This is a genomic window from Pontiella desulfatans (assembly GCF_900890425.1).
Lineage (GTDB): Bacteria > Verrucomicrobiota > Kiritimatiellia > Kiritimatiellales > Pontiellaceae > Pontiella > Pontiella desulfatans.
Map to the genome: position 1 here is coordinate 2,264,320 of NZ_CAAHFG010000001.1, position 20,742 is coordinate 2,285,061.

Sequence of the window (20,742 nt, forward strand, 5' to 3'; positions counted from 1 at the left end):
CGAAGGCCGGTTTTTGATAAACGCGACTGCGTTGAAGATCCTGAATCAAGAATCGACAAAGCAGCCGCCTTGGATGCTGGCTTCATTGAGTCGGTTCCGATTCATTTGCTGAAGGGCAATTGGAATCGCCCTTCAGCCTGATTCAGGAACCTACTGCCATGCTCGCAGGCGCCCAAAGAGAGCTCCGCCAGGCGCGTGTTCGTCCGAAATGCCAACGCGAACACGGTCAACTCCGGTTCCGAAGAAGTCATCATCAACCTCGATCGTTGTTCCGCTGAGGCCGTTCGTCACAAGAGTCCAACCCCCGTACCTGAGGCCCGTTGCAAACTCTACGCCCGCTTCGACGGAGCCTATGGAGCCGTCCCAGCGCCGGTAGATGATAACAAGTTCGCCCGGGATCTCATCGTTGTAAGTCGGCTCCAATCCGGAGGCATCCGCCATTCCGTTTGTCGCACCGTAAAGGTAAGCCAGTCCGTTGGCGACCCCATCGCCATTCGCGTCGTCCCCAAAGGCGGCATCCGCAACATCCAGGTCGGCAGCCCACTTTTCATAAGTAAAGGCGGGCGGTTCATCCAGCACGGCGATTTTACCATTCACGGCCAACAAGTTATCCCAGTACAGCCCTGGCGCCGGCTGGGCAGGTTCGATGCTCCAGTCGCCCCCTCCGGAGAGCGCCTGATCGAAAACGGCGAATTCCTGCCCCGCCGCATAGGGAATTCCGATGTTTTCCACGCTCAGCGTGCCGGCATTGCTCACGCTGTATGTCCCGGTCAGACTCACCCAGGCGGAAGCCGGGAGGGCTCCGGGATCAACCGCGATATCCACATCAAGCCAGCCGTCACCGTACACGGATCCGGAATTAGAGATCGGACCTCTCGGAGCGAGGGTCAGGACTTTGCCGTTCAGGTTAACGGACATTGCCATGCTCAACTGTGACTGAGACGAAACCTGCCACACCTGGTTGGACTGCAACACAATCTCTCCACCCCCGCCGATGGTCAGGCTATGGGTTGTATTTGAAAGATTAATCCCTCCTTCGTAAATGTTCAGCGTACCGGTGATGGGATCCATGGTGACATCCCGAGTCAGGCTCTCTTCCAGACGGATCTGGTTCATGTCTTTGGTTCCGCTGAGGGACGGATTGTTGTCTCCCGTGAAGGCAGAACTAAAGGCCACCACAGTGATCGGAGAGTTGACCTGCGAGCCGTCCCAGTTCCCTGATCTGTACCATTCGGCACCGTCGCTCGCACCCCCAGTCCACTGAACGCTTACTAAGCCATCCACCGAAACCGCGACGTCCTTGCTCAGGGTCGCGGTTCCGCCCTTCATGTCCGATACGACAACTTCAACCGTGTAGATCCCGGGTTCATCCCAGGTTTTCGTCAAGACGTTCGAACTGGTGTTGTAAGGTTCGAGCTTGTCGCTGGTCTCCCACATGCAGGCCACTTCGTCGCCATCCGGATCGTTTGGCGCAACGGTGATGGACAGGGGCACGCCGGGCTTGCAGGAGAGCGGAACATCCCATGTCGGCGACGGAGCCGCATTGCCGCTAAAGTCGCCCCGGTTGATCCGCACATCGATGTATTCGTTGGGCGCATCGCCGCCCCGCCCGAGGTTGGTGATGTAAACCAGTCCGACATCGTCGGCATAGGTTTCTCCCGGCTGCAGAGCCTGGTCATCGAATGCTTTCGATGTCCCCGGATGCATATCGAGGCTGACCGTGCTCCCGGTTCTGTCGCTTGGATCGTTGACATCTCCGCGATCCCAATAGAAAACCAGGCCTTGACGCATGGCATGATTCATTCCATCGCCCTTGTTGTTATCGGGATTATTTACGTATTGGTTCTCCCAGAGACGCGAGCGGAATCCGATCCAGAAATCCGTGCTGGTGCCTCTATCCTTCCGCCTTACCTGCAGCGCCCGCTTTGTGAGATTGGTGCTGATGTCAGGATCGTCGAACGAGTAGAGGCGCTTGGTATAACTGCCGTCACTTGTGATACTGTAATAATCGGTGATCCAGCCGCGCGTTATCTTGTCAAACGGCTCCGGATCGATCGAGCCCGTCTTCATGAAATGCCAGGCATCCGGATCGGTCACAGTACCCGATAGCGGATTTTTCGTGGCGTCCGGCTGCATCCGCTGTTGATGCGACCAAGCAAAGGAGTGCCCGAATTCATGCATCATGGCACCGCCGTTGCCTTTCAGCCAGACGCGGCTGCCGCCGACAGTCGACTTGTCTCCAGAGGAATGGGAGCCGTGGAAGAAGACGACAATACCATAGTTGGCCGGATCGTACCCCTGAGCCCCGGCCTTGTTCTCAGCGGCGGTGGCGAGCGTGGAGCCGGTATAGGAGCCCTTATTGTTCGGTAACGTGACCTCCACCGTGTCATATTGGCTGAACTTCAGCTCGCGGTAAGAGAACCGCTCGAAATTACCCTTCGCCAGCTCGATCTTGTTGATAATCGTGCCAAGGCTGGGAGCGTCGTTGGAATCGGCGAATTTCACGCGGATGCCCAGCACTTTCACCCACCCCTTGCTTGGGGCAGCCTCGGCAGGTTCCATCATCGCACAAAGGAGGAGCATTAACGACGCGGTCAGCCACCGGCGATGCGTGAACCGGAAAGCGCCGGCCAAAGTCCTGATTGCCAATATTGCCATTTTTTTCATTTTTAATTCCTTTCTATGACTAATTGAGTTTGAACATCTGTTTTTCAAAAACCTTCGGTTCATCACAAGAAATACAGCTCGTTATGCGCGAATACATTTATTCTGGAACCACATCTCGCCCAAGCGAAGCCTATTTAGATCGACGCAAAACATTCTACCCAACTATCCCGGGTTATCAAGCTTTGAGTTTGTCTTTTTTTTCCCTGCAATCGTTCCCTTTTCGGCGGATTTCCTTGGTTTCTTCCATTCCCACTTCTTGCCATTATGCGTTCCTTAGAGATCTATCCCGAGTCTCTTCGACAACGTATTTCCGAGTTTAGATTTTAAATTCCCCGGGACTCCCTGGCCATTTTGGCTACGGAGCCTGTGCCTCCGGCGGTCTGCTCGATCCGTCCAGGATTCGTTTGAAGCTTCCGCGGCCCGCCGGGAACTTTCTCCCAGCTACATGTCATGCCTGACGTGCAAAAAAAAACGGCTTGCGGAACGACCAGCCCGCAAACCGTTAATATAAACCGCGAAAGGAATTAGTTCTGCAAGCGACGACGGAAGAACAGGAGCACGCCCCCCGCCACACCAATCAATCCCAAGGCGGCCGGTTCCGGGATAACCGTTACAGAATCCAATTTGATTCTTGTGCTGTCTCCTCCGGTGTCAGTTCCGGTTCTATAACCTGTTCCGACACTGACATCTCCAGTGAAAAATGTGTTTTTAGTCGAACCAGTGCCGTCGTTAAAGTTGGCAGTTGAATTATGCCCGGCGCCAGTACCCGACCAATCTATGTTCCAGTTACCTTGCCCGCTGTTACCATCTGGATTAATGCTAAGGCTAAGTGTGAAGTTTTTGCTGAGGTCAAGGTTTGTGTTGGTCCAATCCTTCAAGAGATATTCTTTAGTACCGCCAGCTTTACCAATTATCTTATACTTATGCTCGCCTTGAGCATCTTTGTAATCATTGTCCACTATAACCATTATACCGCCCGTCATGCCAGGAGTCGTCAGGGCACCGTTCCCTAGGAAAAATGACGCGTAATTGGCTTTATTTAAATAACCAATCCCCTTCGTTACAAACGTAGCCGTCACACCCTCACCCGCCAGAGCGTCGAATTTATCCTTCGAATGGATACCGACGCTTTTCGCTGCGGTTGCGGTGTCATAGATATCAAGCTGACCGCTGGATTCCACATATTTCAAATTTGTACCCGTATCAAACTTGTAAAAACCGGTACCATCTCCCCATTGGTTTGATCCAACGTCACCATCATTAAAATTATCGCTGATGATCGACGCTCCGGCGGTAAGTACCACCGCATTGATCACGGCCATAAGGATCATCATTTTTTTATTCATACCACTTCTCCTTTTCTCTCTATTTTTTGCTACACACAAAAAACCAGCACACCATCGCGCTAGTCTCTTTCTTGATTGTGGTAGCACCATACCGTACTATCCCGGGATAGCAAGCATTTGTTTTAGTTTTATTTCGCTCAATTGACTCCAGCTCGCCCGGAAAAGGTGTCCGTCCTATAAATTAGTCGGCACGGCAAAAGTCCTTTGAGTCAATGTTTGCAGACCGGATAACCATCCAACCGGGCCGACCACCGACCATGAAATATAGATTTAACGCCTGTTACCCCGGGCTATCTTGGTGCTATTTTTAGAAATCATGAAAAAGAAGCGTAATGATTTGTTTGAGAACATTACAGGTGTTGACCTTCCGCGTTTATCATGCAGTTTTGCTCGGATTGTAAACGTCAGTTGAAAAATGCGGCGGTCGGCGGCTCGACAGTGCAGCACTTTTCCGTTAATTACCCGCACCCTTGCGGAAGTCAAATGTATGCATCTTTTCGATTATCCCATTGACAGGGTCTATGCCGATTGTTCGCGAGTAGCTTTCCGGCGGGAGAGTGTCCAGTCGGCGGCTTCGGATTGTTTCATCGATGGCAGGCCCGAAACAGGCAGTTGACCAGTACGTCGTCGCCGTCCCCTTTTCCCAAAGCGAGGTCCACCGCAAAAACGATGTTACCCATGCCGGAGCAGTACGGCATAAAAGGGTTCCCAGTACAGTGCCGTCAACGCCCTGCCCCGACAGCAATGGAAGCAGACGTTAATTTGTGTACATGAACTTCGATAGTGTTACAGCCCCGGGATAAGGGTCATCTGTTTCGCTGATCCATTGAAGGATTCGATCAAAGAGTTGTTGCTTGATGGTCGCATGGGCCGGGTCATCTTTAAGATTGTTTAACTCATACGGATCTGCCACGAGGTCATAGAGATCATTCACTGAATTAATCGTTAGTGGTGCGGTGCTATCGCGAAGAATCAATTTATAACGATCAGTCACAACAGCTCTCCAAGGCTTGTTGTGAACGCAGTAGATCGAGTCGATCTCCGGCATGGAGGAACCGCGTGCGGAATTTGCCTTATTAACGCCGGCACAGGTTTTAGGAACCGGAAGTCCGCATAAGCCCAACAACGTCGGCATGACATCCACTCCACCTATCGGAACCTCAGACACATGTCCGGGTTTGGTTGTTCCCGGCAATCGCATAATGAGAGGAACGCGCACAGACTCCTCTTCCGGCTTCGATTTGTCGGTCAGATTATGGGAGTAATGCATATCCCCATGATCGGAGGTAAAGACCACGAGTGTATTATCTTTCAGCCCTTCGTTTTCTAAAAACTGCATCAGTTGCCCAAACTGATCATCAAGGGCCATGCATTGGGCAAAGTAGAGCGCCAGATTGGATGCGCCTGTATTTCCAGATACATTGGATCGGCGATCTGCCGCGGTAACCGTATAGGTTTTATATGCGGAAGGGACTTCATTGTAGGGGGTGTGCGGAGGCCCCCATGAGAGATAGCACAACCACGGCCGCGTTCGATGAGCCCGAATAAAATCTTCGGCCAATTCCCGCTGAAACTCTGGTTCATACCGATTCAGCACCTCCGTCATCACACGGCCATCATCATCGAACATGGCCACATCGCTCGGATTGGTTGTTATATACTGATGACCTCGATTAAACCCTTGATAGGTTTGGAATCCGCGTCGTCTCCATTCCCGAGCACTGTCACCCGGAATCCATCCTGTATTCCCTTCTGGATCGATGATGTCATAACGCCCCTCTCCATCATAATGCGTCTTGCCGGTATAGTGCGTAGCATAGCCCGCTTGCCGGAAAATTTCAGCCAGACACCGGTTTCCAGGCGGGAGCATCCGATTATTCTGCATGGCACCATGCTGATGGGCATAACGGCCGGTGACCAGCGTTGCGCGCTCCGGTGTGCATACCGGTGTCGTGGAATAGGATCGCCTCCATCGCGTTCCCTCCGAGGCAAACTGATCAATGCAGGGGGTTTTTACCAGCGCATCGCCATTATCCGCATGACTGAATGCGCTGTATCGCCACTGATCCGTCAAAACAAACAACACATTGGGTTTCTGCACATTGCTGGCCGCATACAATTTATTGATCGTAAGCGGAAGAGCGAGTGCTCCCAGATTACTGAGAAATGATCGGCGCCTTAGTGTCAGTGTATTCGCGTTCATTCGTAGACCACCTTCACATTATACGTAGATTGCAATATTGAGATCTGCGTCAAGGCCGTTGCACCGAGAGGATTGCCGCGTACCCACACCTCATCGCCATCTCCCAGCCCACCGTTTGCGGCATTGGTAACAAGGGATGAAAGATCGGTGAGCTGGTTATCTTCGAGATCGAGCCATCGAAGATGAACCAGCGGCTCCATCATGGAAAGATCGGTGAGCTGATTGGCCTCAAGCTGTAGCGCCTCTACTTGAGCAGGGAGAGCCGGCAGCGAAGCACTGGCGAATGCATTCGATGAAAGATTAAGCCACTGTATCGAAGAAAGAGAGGATAGTGAGCCTAACCCTGTGAGCCCAACGCCTTTTAGATCCAGCGATTTAAGGTGCGGAAAATAGGTTAATTCACCAATGGAAAAAGCGGATTCGCTCAGTTGCAAACTCACGATCGACTCCACTTCGGCATCATAAACCTTGTTGGAAGGTGCCAACACCGTCGATTGCTCTTTGACGGCCGAAACCAATACCGGGCTGATAATGTTCTCAAGGGCAGCGATGTTGCGTATGAGTTGAAAGAATCCTGTTTCGGCCTCATACGAGAAGGAGGCCGACTGAGCTGGGACCGTTCCGGAAGCGACTGTTAAGCCATTCGTCCGCATGCCGTCCAACACACCCGATGCAACGAGGATATATCGGTCGGTCAGTTGATTCCACTCGACGGTCACCGTACCAGCCGACCGCATCAGGTTAGTCAGCAACAATTCAGATGGTTGCGGCTCTCCATTGGAAGTGACCTCTAGATACAGATCATCCATACGGGCAAAATGCAAATCCTCTGCCTCCACTTCAAAGCGAACCATTAACGTTTTTCCTACTGCGAGTGCGTCGACAAAGCCCGTCGACGGAAAGGTCTTTTTCTCCCACGTCTCAACACCCGTTCGCGGGCCGGAATTCCAGGTGATGAGATCGGTTGCGGCTCCGGTTAGTGTATTGTCGCTCGTATAAAAAAGGATCACCTTGATTTGATCATCTGCATCCCAACTCCCGGAATCGCGCCACATCATTGAGCCCTGAAAGATATCTCCGCTCTGGATTGTATGGCCCATGTTCTGACCGGGCGTACGACCCTCTGAGATGACCGCATTGCGCGGTCCATACGTTGATAAAGCCAGGTTGGTACGACCAAGTGTCTTTGTATCAAGCCCCGTCAGATTATCCCAATCGGGCATTTCGGCATAGGTACGAGCATCGTGAAGGGCACTGTCGACTACATTCTCAAAGCCCCCATCACGCACCGCCACATCGTGAAATCCATCACTACCACCATCACTGTAATCCATGAGGATTACAACGCCCGAAGAGGATGCAGCGCCCATTAGAAGCACCATCGATAATATCCAATATTTCATTCAGCATCTCCTTTCGGATCAGTGACCCCACGAAAATATCATTTGCTGTGCTTTCCAAACCTAGAAAAACAGTTTCCAAGGTTTGGAAAATCGGTTCAGCCCATTTTGAAAAGCTTGCGGATATCTCCAGCGTACGCCACCCTTACGGCAGGCTCCAGGCCGCTTTTGTTTTCTTCGTATACTCCTCAACAAGCCCCGCGTATTCCGGATCATCAGCCAGGTCATTCCACTCGTGAATATCGGCTGAAAGGTCAAACAAATCCTTTCCATACCCATCCAACATAAAGAAACGGTACTGCTCTGTAACCAAGCCATAGCCTTTCTTGGCCGCATAATACGCCACACCACCCCCAAGCTCTGCTTGCGTATTATCCAGCAACGGGACAAGGCTCTTTCCATCGAAGTCTACCGCGGCTGGGGTCGGGAGGCCCGCAAGATCCAGCAGGGTCGGATATAGATCGACCGTTTCGACCACGCTGCCCACCACCTGCCCGGACACTCCCCGCCCGGGGGCCACAATAATCATCGGACAACGAAGCGCAACATGGTAGGGTGTGTTTTTCCGCCACATTCCATGATCGGTCAGGTGCCAGCCATGATCGCCCCAGATGACAATGATCGTGTCGTTTTCGATGCCCTGAGCCTTCAACTCTTCAATAACCCGCCCGATCTGTGCATCTACGTAGGATGTACTTGCCCTATATCCGCGAATGAGCCCTCTCGCCGTTTCATCATCCACACCCTCATTCCAGCCCGTCACAGAAGCCTTATTACCGAGAATGTATTTTTTTTGCAGGCGGGTAAACTCCCGTGGAGCTCCGTCCGGCATATACGCCAATGCCTCGCCGCTTTCCGGATAGAGGTCGTAGTATTTTTTCGGCGCAATCCATGGCAGGTGCGGACGCACGAAGCCGGCGGCAATAAAAAAAGGCTTATCCTTGGGACGGTTCCGAAGCAGCTCGATGGTTTTCGATGCGGTTTTCCCATCATTAAGGGCATTATCGTCCACATCCATCGAGGCCCATACAAGGTCTCCCGAGCCCTGCCCTGTCGCCACCAGATGATCCCAGGCATCTGCCCTTCCTCCATGGGCCACCACCTTGGCGGCTAAATCATCTGACCAATCCTGAATCCCGTCATGCCATTTTTCTCCCGCAACATCCCAGGCATCCTTTTCCGATTTAATTACGCCGCCATGGTAAAGCTTTCCGTTTACCGCCGTGTAATATCCGGCATTTTTCAGCGTTCTGGGCAGGGTATCCTGAGCCTGAATCTGCTCATTATGCTTGCCAAACCCCACGCGCAACCCCGTCAGCACCCCGGCGCGCGATGGCGAACATAACGGATAGCAGACATAGGCGCGGTCAAAACGTGCTCCTCGTGCGGCGAGGCGGTCAATATTCGGGGTAACCAGATCGGAACGACCGTAGGCTCCAATATCAGGGCGCAAGTCATCCACGCACAGGAACAGGATATTGGGCTGTTTGGATGCCCTCCCATCTACCGCAACACGCTCTGCCGCCAAAGTACAACCACAGAACATGGCAAGCCATGCACAATGCAACCCGACACGATTAAACAATGACATAATACAATCTCCTGATTATCTTTTAAAAAAATCTATTTCCGGTGAAGCCGCTGAAACGCGCGGCCAAAATCGGTCAACGTACCCTTCCAGCTGTAGGGCCTGGCCGGAATCTTGTAGTCAATATCGGTGTCCGGCGGCGCATAGGCCATCGCATAGCGTTCGATAACACCTTTCATTGAAGGGTCATTCTCCAGCCGGTCGGCCCACTCCTCCCAGAACGCGATAACCCGATCTTCGGTCAGGTTGTCTCCTATCAGCTCAAGCTCCGTAATCCAGATAGGCAGCCCGAATTCCTCGTGCCATTTCTTAAATCGCTTCAGCACCGCATCCACCCCGACCCCTTTGTTCAGATTAATGCGCTGGTGCACGCAGAGAATATCCACCTGATACCCGCGCTTGCCGGCCTCCCGCATAAAACTCCTCATCCAGTCCCCGCTCATTACTTCCCCCGGACTGCCCAACCGGATATCGGTTCCGGCAACCGCTTCCTGCAGGATAGGCCAAGCATCCAGCACCTGCTCCAGCGTGCGGTTCGACTGGAACTTGTGATTCGGCTCATTGAACCCGAGCAACACCTTGCAATCCGGATTCGCGGCAAGCGTCCGGCTCACGTTTTTTCGAAGAAGGCCGGCATCGACCGAACCATCGTTTTTCACCGGAATGCCCCATATCATCGGCACAAACTCGATATTCGGAGGAGCGACCGGCCCCGGAAAGGCTCCCCAATTATAATACCACTCCGCCCCCATCAGCGCACTCAGCTCGGGATACTCGCCCAGTATTCTGGCCAGGCTCTTCCTGGTCCGGGGACCGTCCTGTTTTCCATCCCCGCCAAACGGGCCAGGCGGATGATAGGTCAGCTTCGCGTCATCGAGCCAGATCGCTCCATTTTCCACCTCGAAACCGAGTCCGACAAAAGGATCCATCCCGACCAAACTGCAGTTTGGCGCAATGTCCCAGATGACCGAAACAGTATGCCACATTCCCTTCTGGACCTTCTGGTTCCGGCCCGGACGGAAAAGCGCGCCCTGCTCAACAGAAACGGCCACTCCCGGTGTATTATTGAAATCCACCATGTTGTTTAACGTGATTCGGGCGTTTTCCTCCGGTGACCCGCCCGTGGAATCAACCTGGGTGAAAAAACCCAACGCAAAACCGGAGCCGCCGTCCAGCTCAAACATGTTCCGCGCACCCGGCCAATTCCTGGATCCATCACCAGCCACGAACATTTCCAGCCGGTATGTGCCTGCGCGAAGTGCATTGCCCTCCGAAAGCTCCGAGAAACGCGCATAAACCACGCCGGCCTGCCGCCCCCCCAGCATGGCCGAACCGGTTCCGTAAAGGCTCATCCCGCAAACCGGCAAAACGCCCTCGCAAGTATTGGTGAAGACGCCGTTGCCGACGCACGGCGTATTTACCTCAACCGGCAATATGGCGGCAGAGGAAACACCACCAGAACAGATCACCAAGACCACAAGCCACCTGAAAAACTTTTTCAAAAACATAACCCACCCAATCGGTTGCACAAACCTTCTAATCCTTCTTTTTCCGGATCAGCTTAAACTTACTCGCATCCTTTTCCTCGCCTGGGCGGTTCCATCGGAAGTCCTTCCAGCGAGGCGGGGGCATGGTTGCATTCCAACGGTCCCATTGCTTTTGCAGTTCTTCCATTTTTTCGGGATGCTGCGCGGACAGATCATGATCTTCAGCTGGATCATCGGCCAGATTGATGAGTCGCGGCGGTTCGTCATAGGCGGCACTGACAATCTTCCAATCGCCGTGCCGCACCGCATATTGCGTTCCAAAGCGCCAATACAGGGTACGCTCATCCAGCGCCTTTTTCCCTTCCAGCATCGGCAGCAGGTTCACGCCATCGAGCCCCCACTCCGGTTTATTCTCCATACCCGCGGCCGCCAGGGCCGTGGGCAGAATATCCAGCTGAACCACCGGCTCCGAGGAGACACGGCCGGGCGGAATGCGCCCCTTCCACGCCGCGATAAACGGCACGCGTATTCCACCTTCCCACAGCAGCCATTTTTTCCCGGACAACCCGCCCATATCGGCTTCCTTGCAAGCACCGCCGTTATCGCTTAAAACAAAAATAAGCGTGTTCTCTTCGAGCCCCAGCGAACGCAACCGATCCATCAGATCCCCGACCGCGTCATCCAGTTCGGCAATCATAGCCGCATAGGCCTTGCGCTTGTTGTCGAGATGGTCAAAGGCCTTCAAGTATTTATCGCTGGCCACCAACGGACCATGCACCGAGTTGGGCGAAAAATAGAGCAGCCAGGGCTTGTCCCGGTTATCTTCAACAAACTGCAGAGCCCGCTTGCGGTATTCCGGCATGGTAAGCGGGAACTCCGCAGGATCGTCCGCTGCCCCCCCACCCTCGAACATATGGTAACCGTCCGTTTTTTCGGCCGGATTGCTGATCGTTCCATAGGCATAGTCAAATCCACGCGCCGGCGGCAGATACGCCTCGCCGCCTCCCAAATGCCATTTACCGATGATCCCGGTGGCATATCCCCCGGCTTTCATCCGCTGCGCCATAGTGACTTCGGTAAGAACCAGCTTGCTCGTTGGATTCTTGGCCGTCGTATTCGAATCATGTCCCGTGTGCTGGGGATAACGCCCCGTCAACAGGCCGACCCGACTCGGGCCGCAGACCGGCGATGAAACATACCCGTTATCAAAACGAATACCCTGCGCGGCAATCGAATCAATCCGCGGCGTCGGAGCCAACGCCCCCCCATAGCACCCAAGGTCCCCCCAGCCCATGTCATCGATATAGATCACGAGAACATTGGGCTTGGCCGCCAACTCGGCACACCAACCAGTACAAACCCCGAATGCCACCGCAAAAACAAGCAACGCTTTTTTAGTCATTGTCATTTACTCTCCTTCAAACCCGAAAAAAATCTGCAACAAATCGGTGCGCCCCCGTTCCCGGTACCCTTTTCGATCAATCCCGGCAAGCGGAAACGTCCCCACTCAATCCAAAATAAATACACTTCATAGCCCGGGTTAGCTAGTTTTTTAAAAAAAATACCGCCCTCCCCAAAAAACCTCAACAACCAAGTCCTGAAATCCTTTCCAAAAACAGGGAATGCCCCATCCAATAAGAGATTGACAGGATTCGACTTTCACAATATACACCCCTTCACTATTCCGGGTTAGTCACAGAAAAGGAATCATGTTTATGAAATTTGAATACAGTCATCACATCGCGCCGGGGGCAACCCGGCGAATCGCCTGTGCCGCCTCGGCCCTCGCCCTGCTCCTGCCCCTTGCCCCCGCGCAGGCATCCAGCGAGCCGACCGAAAAAACGATGAACCTTCTTTTTATCATCTGCGACGATTTGAACAACCTCGTCCGCGGCCCCAACGCCCATCCGCAGACCCAAACCCCTAACATGGACCGGCTCGCCCAGCGCGGCGTCTCGTTCGTCAACGCCCAGGCCAACGCCCCCCTCTGCGCGCCGTCGCGCTACAGCCTGACCACCGGCCTGTATCCGCATACGCTCGGCGTAAATGAATTTGTATTCATTCCCTGGAACAAACTCCCGAACGCAAACCGCACCGTAACCTACATGGATTTCATGAAGGAACGGGGCTACCACGTCTATGGCGCGGGGAAAGTCTTCCACAACCACTCCGACAAACGGGATGCTTTCACCTGGCCGGACGGAAGCGACCACCTTCACTCCGTCGCCAACTGGGGGCCCTGGCCATGGAACGGATCCAAAAAGGGCCGGTCGGACTGGGGCTGGTCCACGCCCCACCCCAATCTGCCCGGAACGTTCACGCATGACTCCGCCTATGCCCCGCTGTCGGACATTCCCGAATTCCCCGCCGATCCCGGCAACAACGTGGCCGGCGCCAAGGGTTGGTATATCGACCGCCGCGACGGCAAACTCTGCCAGCCGTTTCATTACAACGGCCCCGACGACCGCGACCTTATGCCGGATGAAGCGAATGCGGAGTGGGTCAACGGCCTGCTGAAGGGCAAGGTGAAGGAACCCTTCATGATTTCACTCGGCATGAACCGCCCGCATACGCCCATGTATGCCCCGAAGAAATATTTTGACAGGTTCCCGCTCGACACCATCGAGCTGCCGGAAGTCGCCGACAACGACCTTGCCGATGTTGCCACCGATATGCTGCGGGATGCGCCGGGGCGGGCATGGGGCTTCATCAAATATGATCACGTCACCAACAAGGACAACTGCAACGGCGACGGCATAAACCGCTGGAAAGAATGGATTCAGGCCTACCTGGCCAACGTCGCCTTCGTGGACGACCAGATCGGAAAGGTGCTGGACACCCTCGAAGAGAGCGGGCTGTCCGAAAACACCATCGTGATTGTCACCAGCGACAACGGCTACCACATGGGCCAGAAGCAGTACATGCATAAGAACACCTTGTGGGAAGAGAGCTGCAATATTCCGTTGATCGCCGCAGGCCCCGGGGTCGCCAAGGGCAAGTCCTGCGAAAAGCCGGTATCGCTGATTGATCTCTACCCGACCTTCCTCGATTTTGCCTCCATCCACGAAGATCCCTACGCCAACGATGAACACTTCGCTTTGGAAGGAACCAGCCTGCGCCCGCTGCTCGCGAATCCGGCATCCACGAATTGGCCCGGGCCGGCGGTTGCCTTGTCGGAAATTTCCGGCCTGCCCCACCCCGGCGGGACGCCGTTCATCCAGCGCATGACGAAGGAGGACTTCCACTATTCGGTCCGCTCCAAAAAATATCGATACATCCGCACCAAAAGCGGACAGGAGGAACTCTACAATCAAATCGAGGATCCTCACGGATGGGAAAACCTTGCCGGCAATCCCGATTCCAAAGGCGTACTGAACGACCACCGCCGTCAGTTAAAGCTCATGCTGTCCGCCCGGGAAGGCGACCAGGGCGCAGCGAAATAATTTCATAACCACCACAAAAAAGGAAAAATGATGAATCCCCCCTTAAAACACATATGCATTACGACCCTTATGACGTTGTCGCTGATGGCATCAGCGGCGACATCTCAAGAGATCACGCTGAAACCGTATCATCCGCAACATCCCGACATGCAATGGTGGCGCGACTCGATGGAAACACGCGACGAACGCCTGCAGTGGTGGCGCGAGGCCCGCTTCGGCTGTTTTATTCACTGGGGTGTCTATTCCCGGCTGGCCGGAGCCTGGAAAGGTGAACGGGCACCGGGCTACTCCGAACACATCATGAAAAAATTCGAGATTCCAATGGCGGTCTATCGCAAAGAAGCCGTCGAACCGTTCAATCCGGTCGATTTCGACGCCGACGAATGGGTTCGAACCATCCATAACGCCGGAATGCGCTATCTGGTGATTACCGCCAAACATCACGATGGATTCGCGATGTACGATTCGGATTGCTCCGACTACGACATCGTCGATGCAACTCCGTTTAAACGCGATCCCATGAAGGAATTAAAGGCGGCCTGCGACAAGTACGGTGTTCGGCTCGGTTTCTATTATTCGCACTCTCAGGATTGGAGCCATCCCAAAAGCACGCACAACTACTGGGAATTCGGTCATCCGAGGGACCGATGGTGGCACGGCAAGGAAAAGTACAAAGCGCATATCGCCAATGTGCGGGAATATATGGACGAAAAGGCGATCCCCCAGGTGCTTGAGCTCAGTCGGAAATATGATCCGGATCTGTTCTGGTTTGATACGGCATTCTGGGCGCCCGCGTCCGAAAACGTGCGTGTTCTTAAGGCCCTGCGAGAAGAAAACCAGACGGCGATCGTAAACAGCCGAGTCATCAATTCAATCCCCGGTTTCGATGAGGATAGAAGACTGGGCGATTATGCGACAACACAAGACAAGCCGGCGGAATTTCGTCCTCAGGGAGAAGGTGATTGGGAGGCCATTCCGACAACAAACGAATCCTACGGCTATCATCGCATGGACAACACGCATAAACCTGCATCGTACTTTATCGGCGTGCTCATTAAATGCGTGGGACGCGGCGGCAATCTCTTGATGAATGTCGGCCCCCGAGGCGACGGAAAGATCGACGACAAGGATGTTGCCATCCTCAACGGCATTGGGGAATGGATGAGCATCAACGCGGAGTCGATTCATGGAGCGGGGCGCTCTCCGTTACCGCTTCAGGCATGGGGAGAATCCACACGCAAGGGCCAGGTTCTGTATTTGCACGTGTTCGACTGGCCCAGTGACGGCCGATTGACCGTTGGGGGCTTAACGGAGCAGATCGACAAGGCATATCTGCTGGCCGACAAAACACGGTCGCCCCTGAAAGTCGAACGATTGAACGAACTGGATGCCGTCATTCATGTGCCGACCGAAGCCCCCGACAGCAGCGTATCAACCATCGCCGTCGAGGTCGCTGGAGAAATGTCGGTCGACACAGATCGCCTTCTATCCAATCAAACATCCAATAAATTTCACGTGTTTGACGCTCGATTGGACGGCAACCTACGGTGTGGCCCCGGGCACATTCATGAAGATTTTGTAACCGACTGGTCAAAGAGTTCCGATCGGGTCATCTGGCCGGTCCGATTGAATGAAGACGCTTCGTTTGAAGTATTGCTAACCTATTCCGCCAGCAGGAAGAAGACGACGGAAGGAGGCACTTTTGTTTCGACCATCGGCGATCAAACGCTGTCCGGACCGGCGGTCGACGGTGTCAGGGAGCAAACGTCTTCCCTTGGCAAGATCGATTTAAAACAGGGCACGTTCGAAATCTCCATAAAACCAGACCAGATCGAAGGCTCCGAATTCATGAACCTTCACTCGATTACATTACGTCCCTTACCCAGCGAATCGCCAAAAACAATGGACCTATAACAGGAAAGCGTTTCTTTCAAAATATATCAAAATGCCGATGGGCAGACTGTAAATCAAAATGCCCGCTTGTGATGATTAGGCACAACGGGCGGATAAAACGAAAGGCCTTGGCCTTTAAAACGAAGGAGTAAGCATAGAACGCCTCAAACCCAATTTGAGCGTGTCCGTTTTCGAGGAAATGCGCTTTTACAAGCATTTCTGAGCAAGGACCACTCAGAAGAAACGGTGGCGACTTCTGCAGTCAGAGGTTGCCGTGGAGCTAATAATAAGAACAACTGGAATAAAGGAGATAGTATTATGAAGAGGGCATCACTGGATATAACGCGGGCAAATTGTCGACGGTTCAGCCACCAACTGAAAACAGGCTTAATATCGGTCTTGCTGCTCTTTCGGTTCGGCTCGGCTTATGCCGCCGAATTCACGGGCACCCACAAGGTGCTTGGCGTACGCGTATTGTTTGCGGACGCCTCGGATGCACCCAGCGAATCAAGCATCAACAGCCTGCTCCAAGGCGCCAAGGACAAATTCGCGCGGTTCTCTTATGACAAGCTGACCCTCAACCCCGAAGTTGCGACGGTTACGCTGAACAACAACCGGTCAACCTACGACAACGATGAAATGAAGAACGCGGCGGAAACGAAGCTGACGAACGCCGGCTACAAGCTCGGCGACTATGAAATCATCGGCTTCTACCCGGGAGGGGGATCGTTTGGGTCTCACGCCACGGTGGGCGGCCATCAGTTCGTTTCCAGTAGCAACGGCGGTTCGACCCTGCACGAGATGGGGCATAACTTTGCCTTCAAACACCAGTCCGTCTGGCTTCAGTCCAGTGGTGACCCGGGCCCGCTCGCACATGGGAGTTTCACAGAGACGGATCCCTTTCACTTTATGTGCGGAAGCAGCTCGATTACCCCGAGCGGCGTCGATCCGGAACCGTACGAGAAGTGGCAGAGGGATTGGATTACCGGACGCTACAAGGTTGATAGCAACGGGAGCTACACCTATCGCATTTACACTTTCGACCAGCAGTATACCGACTCCGCCAACGATAAGCGGGCCATTGAAGTAGGACGCGGCGGCGGCAAGGATGGTTCGGTATGGTGTGGTTATCGTTCCACGTTGCTCGAAAACAACAACCACCTGAACCAGGGCCTGGTGATTTACTGGCAGCCCGGCGGAGCCAGCACTTCCGCTCTGATCGATGCGCACCCCTGGTCGGGATATGGGCCGTACGGCACAAGCAACCACGCGCTCCAGCCGGGGGAAACGTGGTCGGATCCACCGAGCGAAATCCACATCACCAACTTAGGCAATGGCGGAACCGATCCGAATAAATACATGGATGTTCAGGTCAACCGCGGTGCCTTCAGCAACAACCAGGCGCCCGCCCCCACGTGGGACGCACCGGACACATGGACCACCGGCACTCCGCTGACCATCACCGTCACCGGCAATGACCCGGACAGTGACGAAGTGGTATGCATGTGGGAAACCAGCAACAGAAGCAGGCCCCACAACACCTCCGCCACCAACCTCACCGTCACCTTTAGCAACGACGGCTACTACGATGTCGAGGTAACAGTGAGCGATATGAAAGGGATGACCGCCACCAAGAAAAAGACCATCGTGGTGCGCCCGGCCGGTTCCGAAGAGCGCACGTGGGATAGAGGCGCAGGTGACAACTTCTGGAGTAAAAAGGTCAATTGGACCCAAAACATCCTGCCTATCAGCACCGACACGGCGATCTTTGACGGGAGAACCGACCCGAATGATTCCGTCTATGTCGACGACGACACAACGATCTTCGACATAGAATTTAACCAAAATGACACAGACTTTAGATACTATATCTCAAGCGACAATGCCGGATCCACGCGGAATCTCACCCTAAAAGGAAACGTCGTGAACGATACGACCAAGAATCAAATTTTCCGGCGAAATTCCGTTAACGGGAATCGGCTAAACCTCGTGCTAAGCAGCGGCAACCATACCTTTGACGCCGCCGCCGGCGACATCACTGTCAAAGTCAACATCCAAGGCGATGGCGGACTGATCAAGGAAGGCCCCAACGAACTGTCACTCGAAAGCTGGACGGGGGCGAGTCCCGCAAGCTGCGCTAACAGCTACGTCGGCACCACCACGGTCAAGGCGGGGACCCTGGGGCTCGGCAAAAACGATGGCACTGATGCCATTGTCGGCGACATGACCATTGGCGACGGTACCGGCACGGACATCGTGGTACTTAGATCAAATAATCAGATTAAGAATACTTCGGAGATCTCGTTCGACGGTACAGACGCCATCTTGCGCATCAACGGCAAAACCGAAACAGTGGGCGGCATCCAAAGTCTTGACCCCGCAAAACCGGGCGTGATCGAAAACAACAGCACTGCAAGTGCTGTTCTGACCGTGCAAAACAACGAAGATAACGATTTTCACGGCAGAATCCGGAATGGAGCCAGCGGTGGGCTGGCCCTGGTTAAGACGGGCACGGGCACGCTTACGCTTTACGGAACGAACAACACTTACAGCGCCGGCACAACGGTATCGGCAGGAAGGCTCGTCGTTGCCAACGAATCCGGGTCCGCGACCGGTAGCGGAAGCGTCGATGTCAATGGATCATCGGCAGCCCTGTCGGGCAACGGCACGATTAACGGTAGTCTGACGCTGGACAACGCTGAGATCGAGCCCGGAAGTGGTGGAGCGGGAACATTGACGGTTAACGACGACACGAGCATGACGACCGACACCGTCATGGTTTCTACCCTCCAGGGCACGAACAGCACGCAACTGGCAGTAAATGGTGACCTAGTGCTGGACGGTACTTTGAATGTGGTCGACGTCGAAAGTTCTTATTATCCTGAAGGTAGCTATACCATAGCGACCTACACCGGCACACTGACCGACAATGGTCTTGTGGTCGGCACGGTTGCCGATGAAACGATGACCTATCAGGTGAGTACCGCCACATCGGGCAGTGTGATCCTGACGCTCACCGACTTCAATGTTGCACCAACGGCGATCGAAGAGACTGAAAACATCAACGAAGATTCTGCCATTGAAATAGATGTGCTGAACAACGATTACGATCCCGACCCGTTTGATACGCTGGTGATTGACTCGGTCACCCAGCCGGCGAATGGCGCAGTCGTTGTCACCACGAATGAAACAGTCATCTACACGCCGCCTGCCAACTATTACGGAACAAACAGTTTCGACTATGTGATCAGCGACGGCAATGGTGGAATGGCAACCGGAACGGTGAGTCTGACCGTAGTGTCGGTGAACGACGCGCCAGTCTTTACAGCGAGCCCAATCATAACTGCATCAGCACAGGAGGGGGCAACGTATAATGCATCTATTGCCGGTTCAGCGGTTGATGTGGAAGATGATAGTCTCAGCTATCAAAAGTTAACGGGTCCTATCTGGCTGAGTATTGCTGCGAATGGTGCGTTGTCTGGTTCTCCGCAAGTGAGCGATATCGGAACCAACAGCTGGACGGTAGAGGTGTCCGATGGCTTCGCAACGGATACAGCAACACTGGAAATTACGGTAACGGTAGACCCTTCTCCTCGCATTGCTGTAACGGAATACTATCTGACAACCAACGACTTCAGCGGAACGAGTGCAACGCTGACGCTCGACCATGATCTGGCGGATGACTACTACATTCTGATCCGTGGATCGAGAGTCGGGAATGCCCTCAGCAATCCGGACAACGACTATGCACGTGTGACGGCGGTTCCGGGCGGTAAGGGCGATCTGTCTAACTCCGGTGCAACCGATCAGATCACGATTGGCCGCTGGACGGCGGACTTCGACTGGGAAGGGGTTGTGACGGTGGTTGAGTGCGATAACTCCGCCGATGCCGCCGGCTTCAAACTGGTCGACGTTGTTGCAACACCGCTGACCGCGGTTTCGGGCACCGACACATCAGCTTCCTGGACCGACCTGAGCCGCGTGGTGCTCTTTGGCGGCTATCGTGGCGGCGGCGCGGCATTCACGGAGGATGGTGGTCGCAACAAGGGAGTAAGCGTCTATACACGTCTCTATCCGAGTAGTACGGGCACGATCAACTGGTCGCGCGACGCAGGCGGGGAGACGATCAAGAACGCGATCATGACGACCTTCGTGGTGGAATGGGGTAGCGAGTGGACTGTGCAGCACGTGAACGTCTCCGGCGCCAATGGCGGCGACGGAGCCGATGCGACGGGCGAGTATACGACCGGAGCGATTACAAGCGTAGCACGCGACAACACGTGGGTATGGGGTACGGGTACGCGGGCTGATGCCGGTATTGGTGACTGTGCCGAGGCCTGTTTGGTGACGCTGGGTGACGGTGTCAGTCAGAATGCATCGGAGACCACCGTTGCCGTAGGCTCGGAATATACCGATGCGTATAATTTCGATGTGTACACTATGACGCACGAAAGCTTGTTGGTGGATCATGTGTTTAAAGTTGATGGTGACTACGCCGCCAGCGATCTTCCGATTGTTGTTGATACAACCACTTCCGGAGCTCGCTTTGGCTGGATCTATAATGGATGTAACGCAACAGGCGACTGGCATCCGCGCTCGCGCTTCTGGGCGCGCTACACCGCCGACTCCACCATCACCGTAGGGCGCGGACTTTCCGGTCAGGACTTCCCCGCCTGGGTCCAGGGTATCGACCTTTCGGGTCTCAATGAATAATC

10 protein-coding genes are annotated in these 20,742 nt (G+C 54.1%); 3 read left to right on the forward strand and 7 right to left on the reverse strand.

The genetic code is table 11. The annotated features are described in order from the left end of the window. Positions 1-150: 150 nt before the first annotated feature. The 7 genes from E9954_RS08200 to E9954_RS08230 form a co-directional block, all read right to left on the reverse strand. Positions 151-2,667, reverse strand: a complete 2,517-nt coding sequence (locus E9954_RS08200) for a PKD domain-containing protein (protein ID WP_168442081.1) — start codon at positions 2,665-2,667, stop codon at positions 151-153. 524 nt (positions 2,668-3,191) lie between these two features. Further along, complete coding sequence (locus tag E9954_RS08205) at positions 3,192-4,013, reverse strand: PEP-CTERM sorting domain-containing protein (RefSeq protein ID WP_168442082.1); 822 nt, start codon at positions 4,011-4,013, stop codon at positions 3,192-3,194. Between the two features lie 757 nt (positions 4,014-4,770). Next, entirely contained in the window at positions 4,771-6,216 is a 1,446-nt protein-coding gene (locus E9954_RS08210) for a sulfatase-like hydrolase/transferase (protein WP_136078715.1), read from the reverse strand. Next, positions 6,213-7,619 (reverse strand): leucine-rich repeat domain-containing protein, encoded by a 1,407-nt coding sequence (locus tag E9954_RS08215; protein ID WP_136078716.1) that lies wholly within the window; start codon positions 7,617-7,619, stop codon positions 6,213-6,215. Before E9954_RS08215 ends, E9954_RS08210 begins: the two co-directional genes overlap by 4 nt. Positions 7,620-7,761: 142 nt before the next feature. Beyond that, positions 7,762-9,207 (reverse strand): sulfatase, encoded by a 1,446-nt coding sequence (locus E9954_RS08220; protein WP_136078717.1) that lies wholly within the window; start codon positions 9,205-9,207, stop codon positions 7,762-7,764. Between the two features lie 32 nt (positions 9,208-9,239). Then, positions 9,240-10,712: a glycosyl hydrolase gene (locus tag E9954_RS08225; protein ID WP_136078718.1), complete on the reverse strand. Its 1,473-nt coding sequence runs from the start codon at positions 10,710-10,712 to the stop codon at positions 9,240-9,242. Between the two features lie 28 nt (positions 10,713-10,740). Continuing rightward, complete coding sequence (locus E9954_RS08230; protein WP_136078719.1) at positions 10,741-12,099, reverse strand: sulfatase family protein; 1,359 nt, start codon at positions 12,097-12,099, stop codon at positions 10,741-10,743. A gap of 307 nt (positions 12,100-12,406) precedes the next feature. Between E9954_RS08230 and E9954_RS08235 the strand changes: the two genes are divergently transcribed. From E9954_RS08235 to E9954_RS08245, 3 genes are all read left to right on the forward strand, one after another. Next, positions 12,407-14,134, forward strand: coding sequence for a sulfatase (locus E9954_RS08235; RefSeq protein WP_168442083.1), 1,728 nt, complete (start codon positions 12,407-12,409; stop codon positions 14,132-14,134). A 27-nt stretch (positions 14,135-14,161) separates the two neighbouring features. Further along, a complete protein-coding gene (locus tag E9954_RS08240; RefSeq protein ID WP_136078721.1) occupies positions 14,162-16,048 on the forward strand; it encodes an alpha-L-fucosidase in 1,887 nt (628 codons plus the stop codon). A gap of 297 nt (positions 16,049-16,345) precedes the next feature. Then, positions 16,346-20,740: a cadherin-like domain-containing protein gene (locus E9954_RS08245; RefSeq protein WP_136078722.1), complete on the forward strand. Its 4,395-nt coding sequence runs from the start codon at positions 16,346-16,348 to the stop codon at positions 20,738-20,740. Positions 20,741-20,742 lie beyond the last annotated feature (2 nt).

Bases quoted from the DNA above. Each gene is read 5' to 3' on its own strand.
- E9954_RS08200 (WP_168442081.1), bottom strand. From the start codon at position 2,667: ATGAAAAAAATGGCAATATTGGCAATCAGGACTTTGGCCGGCGCTTTC.
- E9954_RS08205 (WP_168442082.1), bottom strand. From the start codon at position 4,013: ATGAATAAAAAAATGATGATCCTTATGGCCGTGATCAATGCGGTGGTA.
- E9954_RS08210 (WP_136078715.1), bottom strand. From the start codon at position 6,216: ATGAACGCGAATACACTGACACTAAGGCGCCGATCATTTCTCAGTAAT.
- E9954_RS08215 (WP_136078716.1), bottom strand. From the start codon at position 7,619: ATGAAATATTGGATATTATCGATGGTGCTTCTAATGGGCGCTGCATCC.
- E9954_RS08220 (WP_136078717.1), bottom strand. From the start codon at position 9,207: ATGTCATTGTTTAATCGTGTCGGGTTGCATTGTGCATGGCTTGCCATG.
- E9954_RS08225 (WP_136078718.1), bottom strand. From the start codon at position 10,712: ATGTTTTTGAAAAAGTTTTTCAGGTGGCTTGTGGTCTTGGTGATCTGT.
- E9954_RS08230 (WP_136078719.1), bottom strand. From the start codon at position 12,099: ATGACAATGACTAAAAAAGCGTTGCTTGTTTTTGCGGTGGCATTCGGG.
- E9954_RS08235 (WP_168442083.1), top strand. From the start codon at position 12,407: ATGAAATTTGAATACAGTCATCACATCGCGCCGGGGGCAACCCGGCGA.
- E9954_RS08240 (WP_136078721.1), top strand. From the start codon at position 14,162: ATGATGAATCCCCCCTTAAAACACATATGCATTACGACCCTTATGACG.
- E9954_RS08245 (WP_136078722.1), top strand. From the start codon at position 16,346: ATGAAGAGGGCATCACTGGATATAACGCGGGCAAATTGTCGACGGTTC.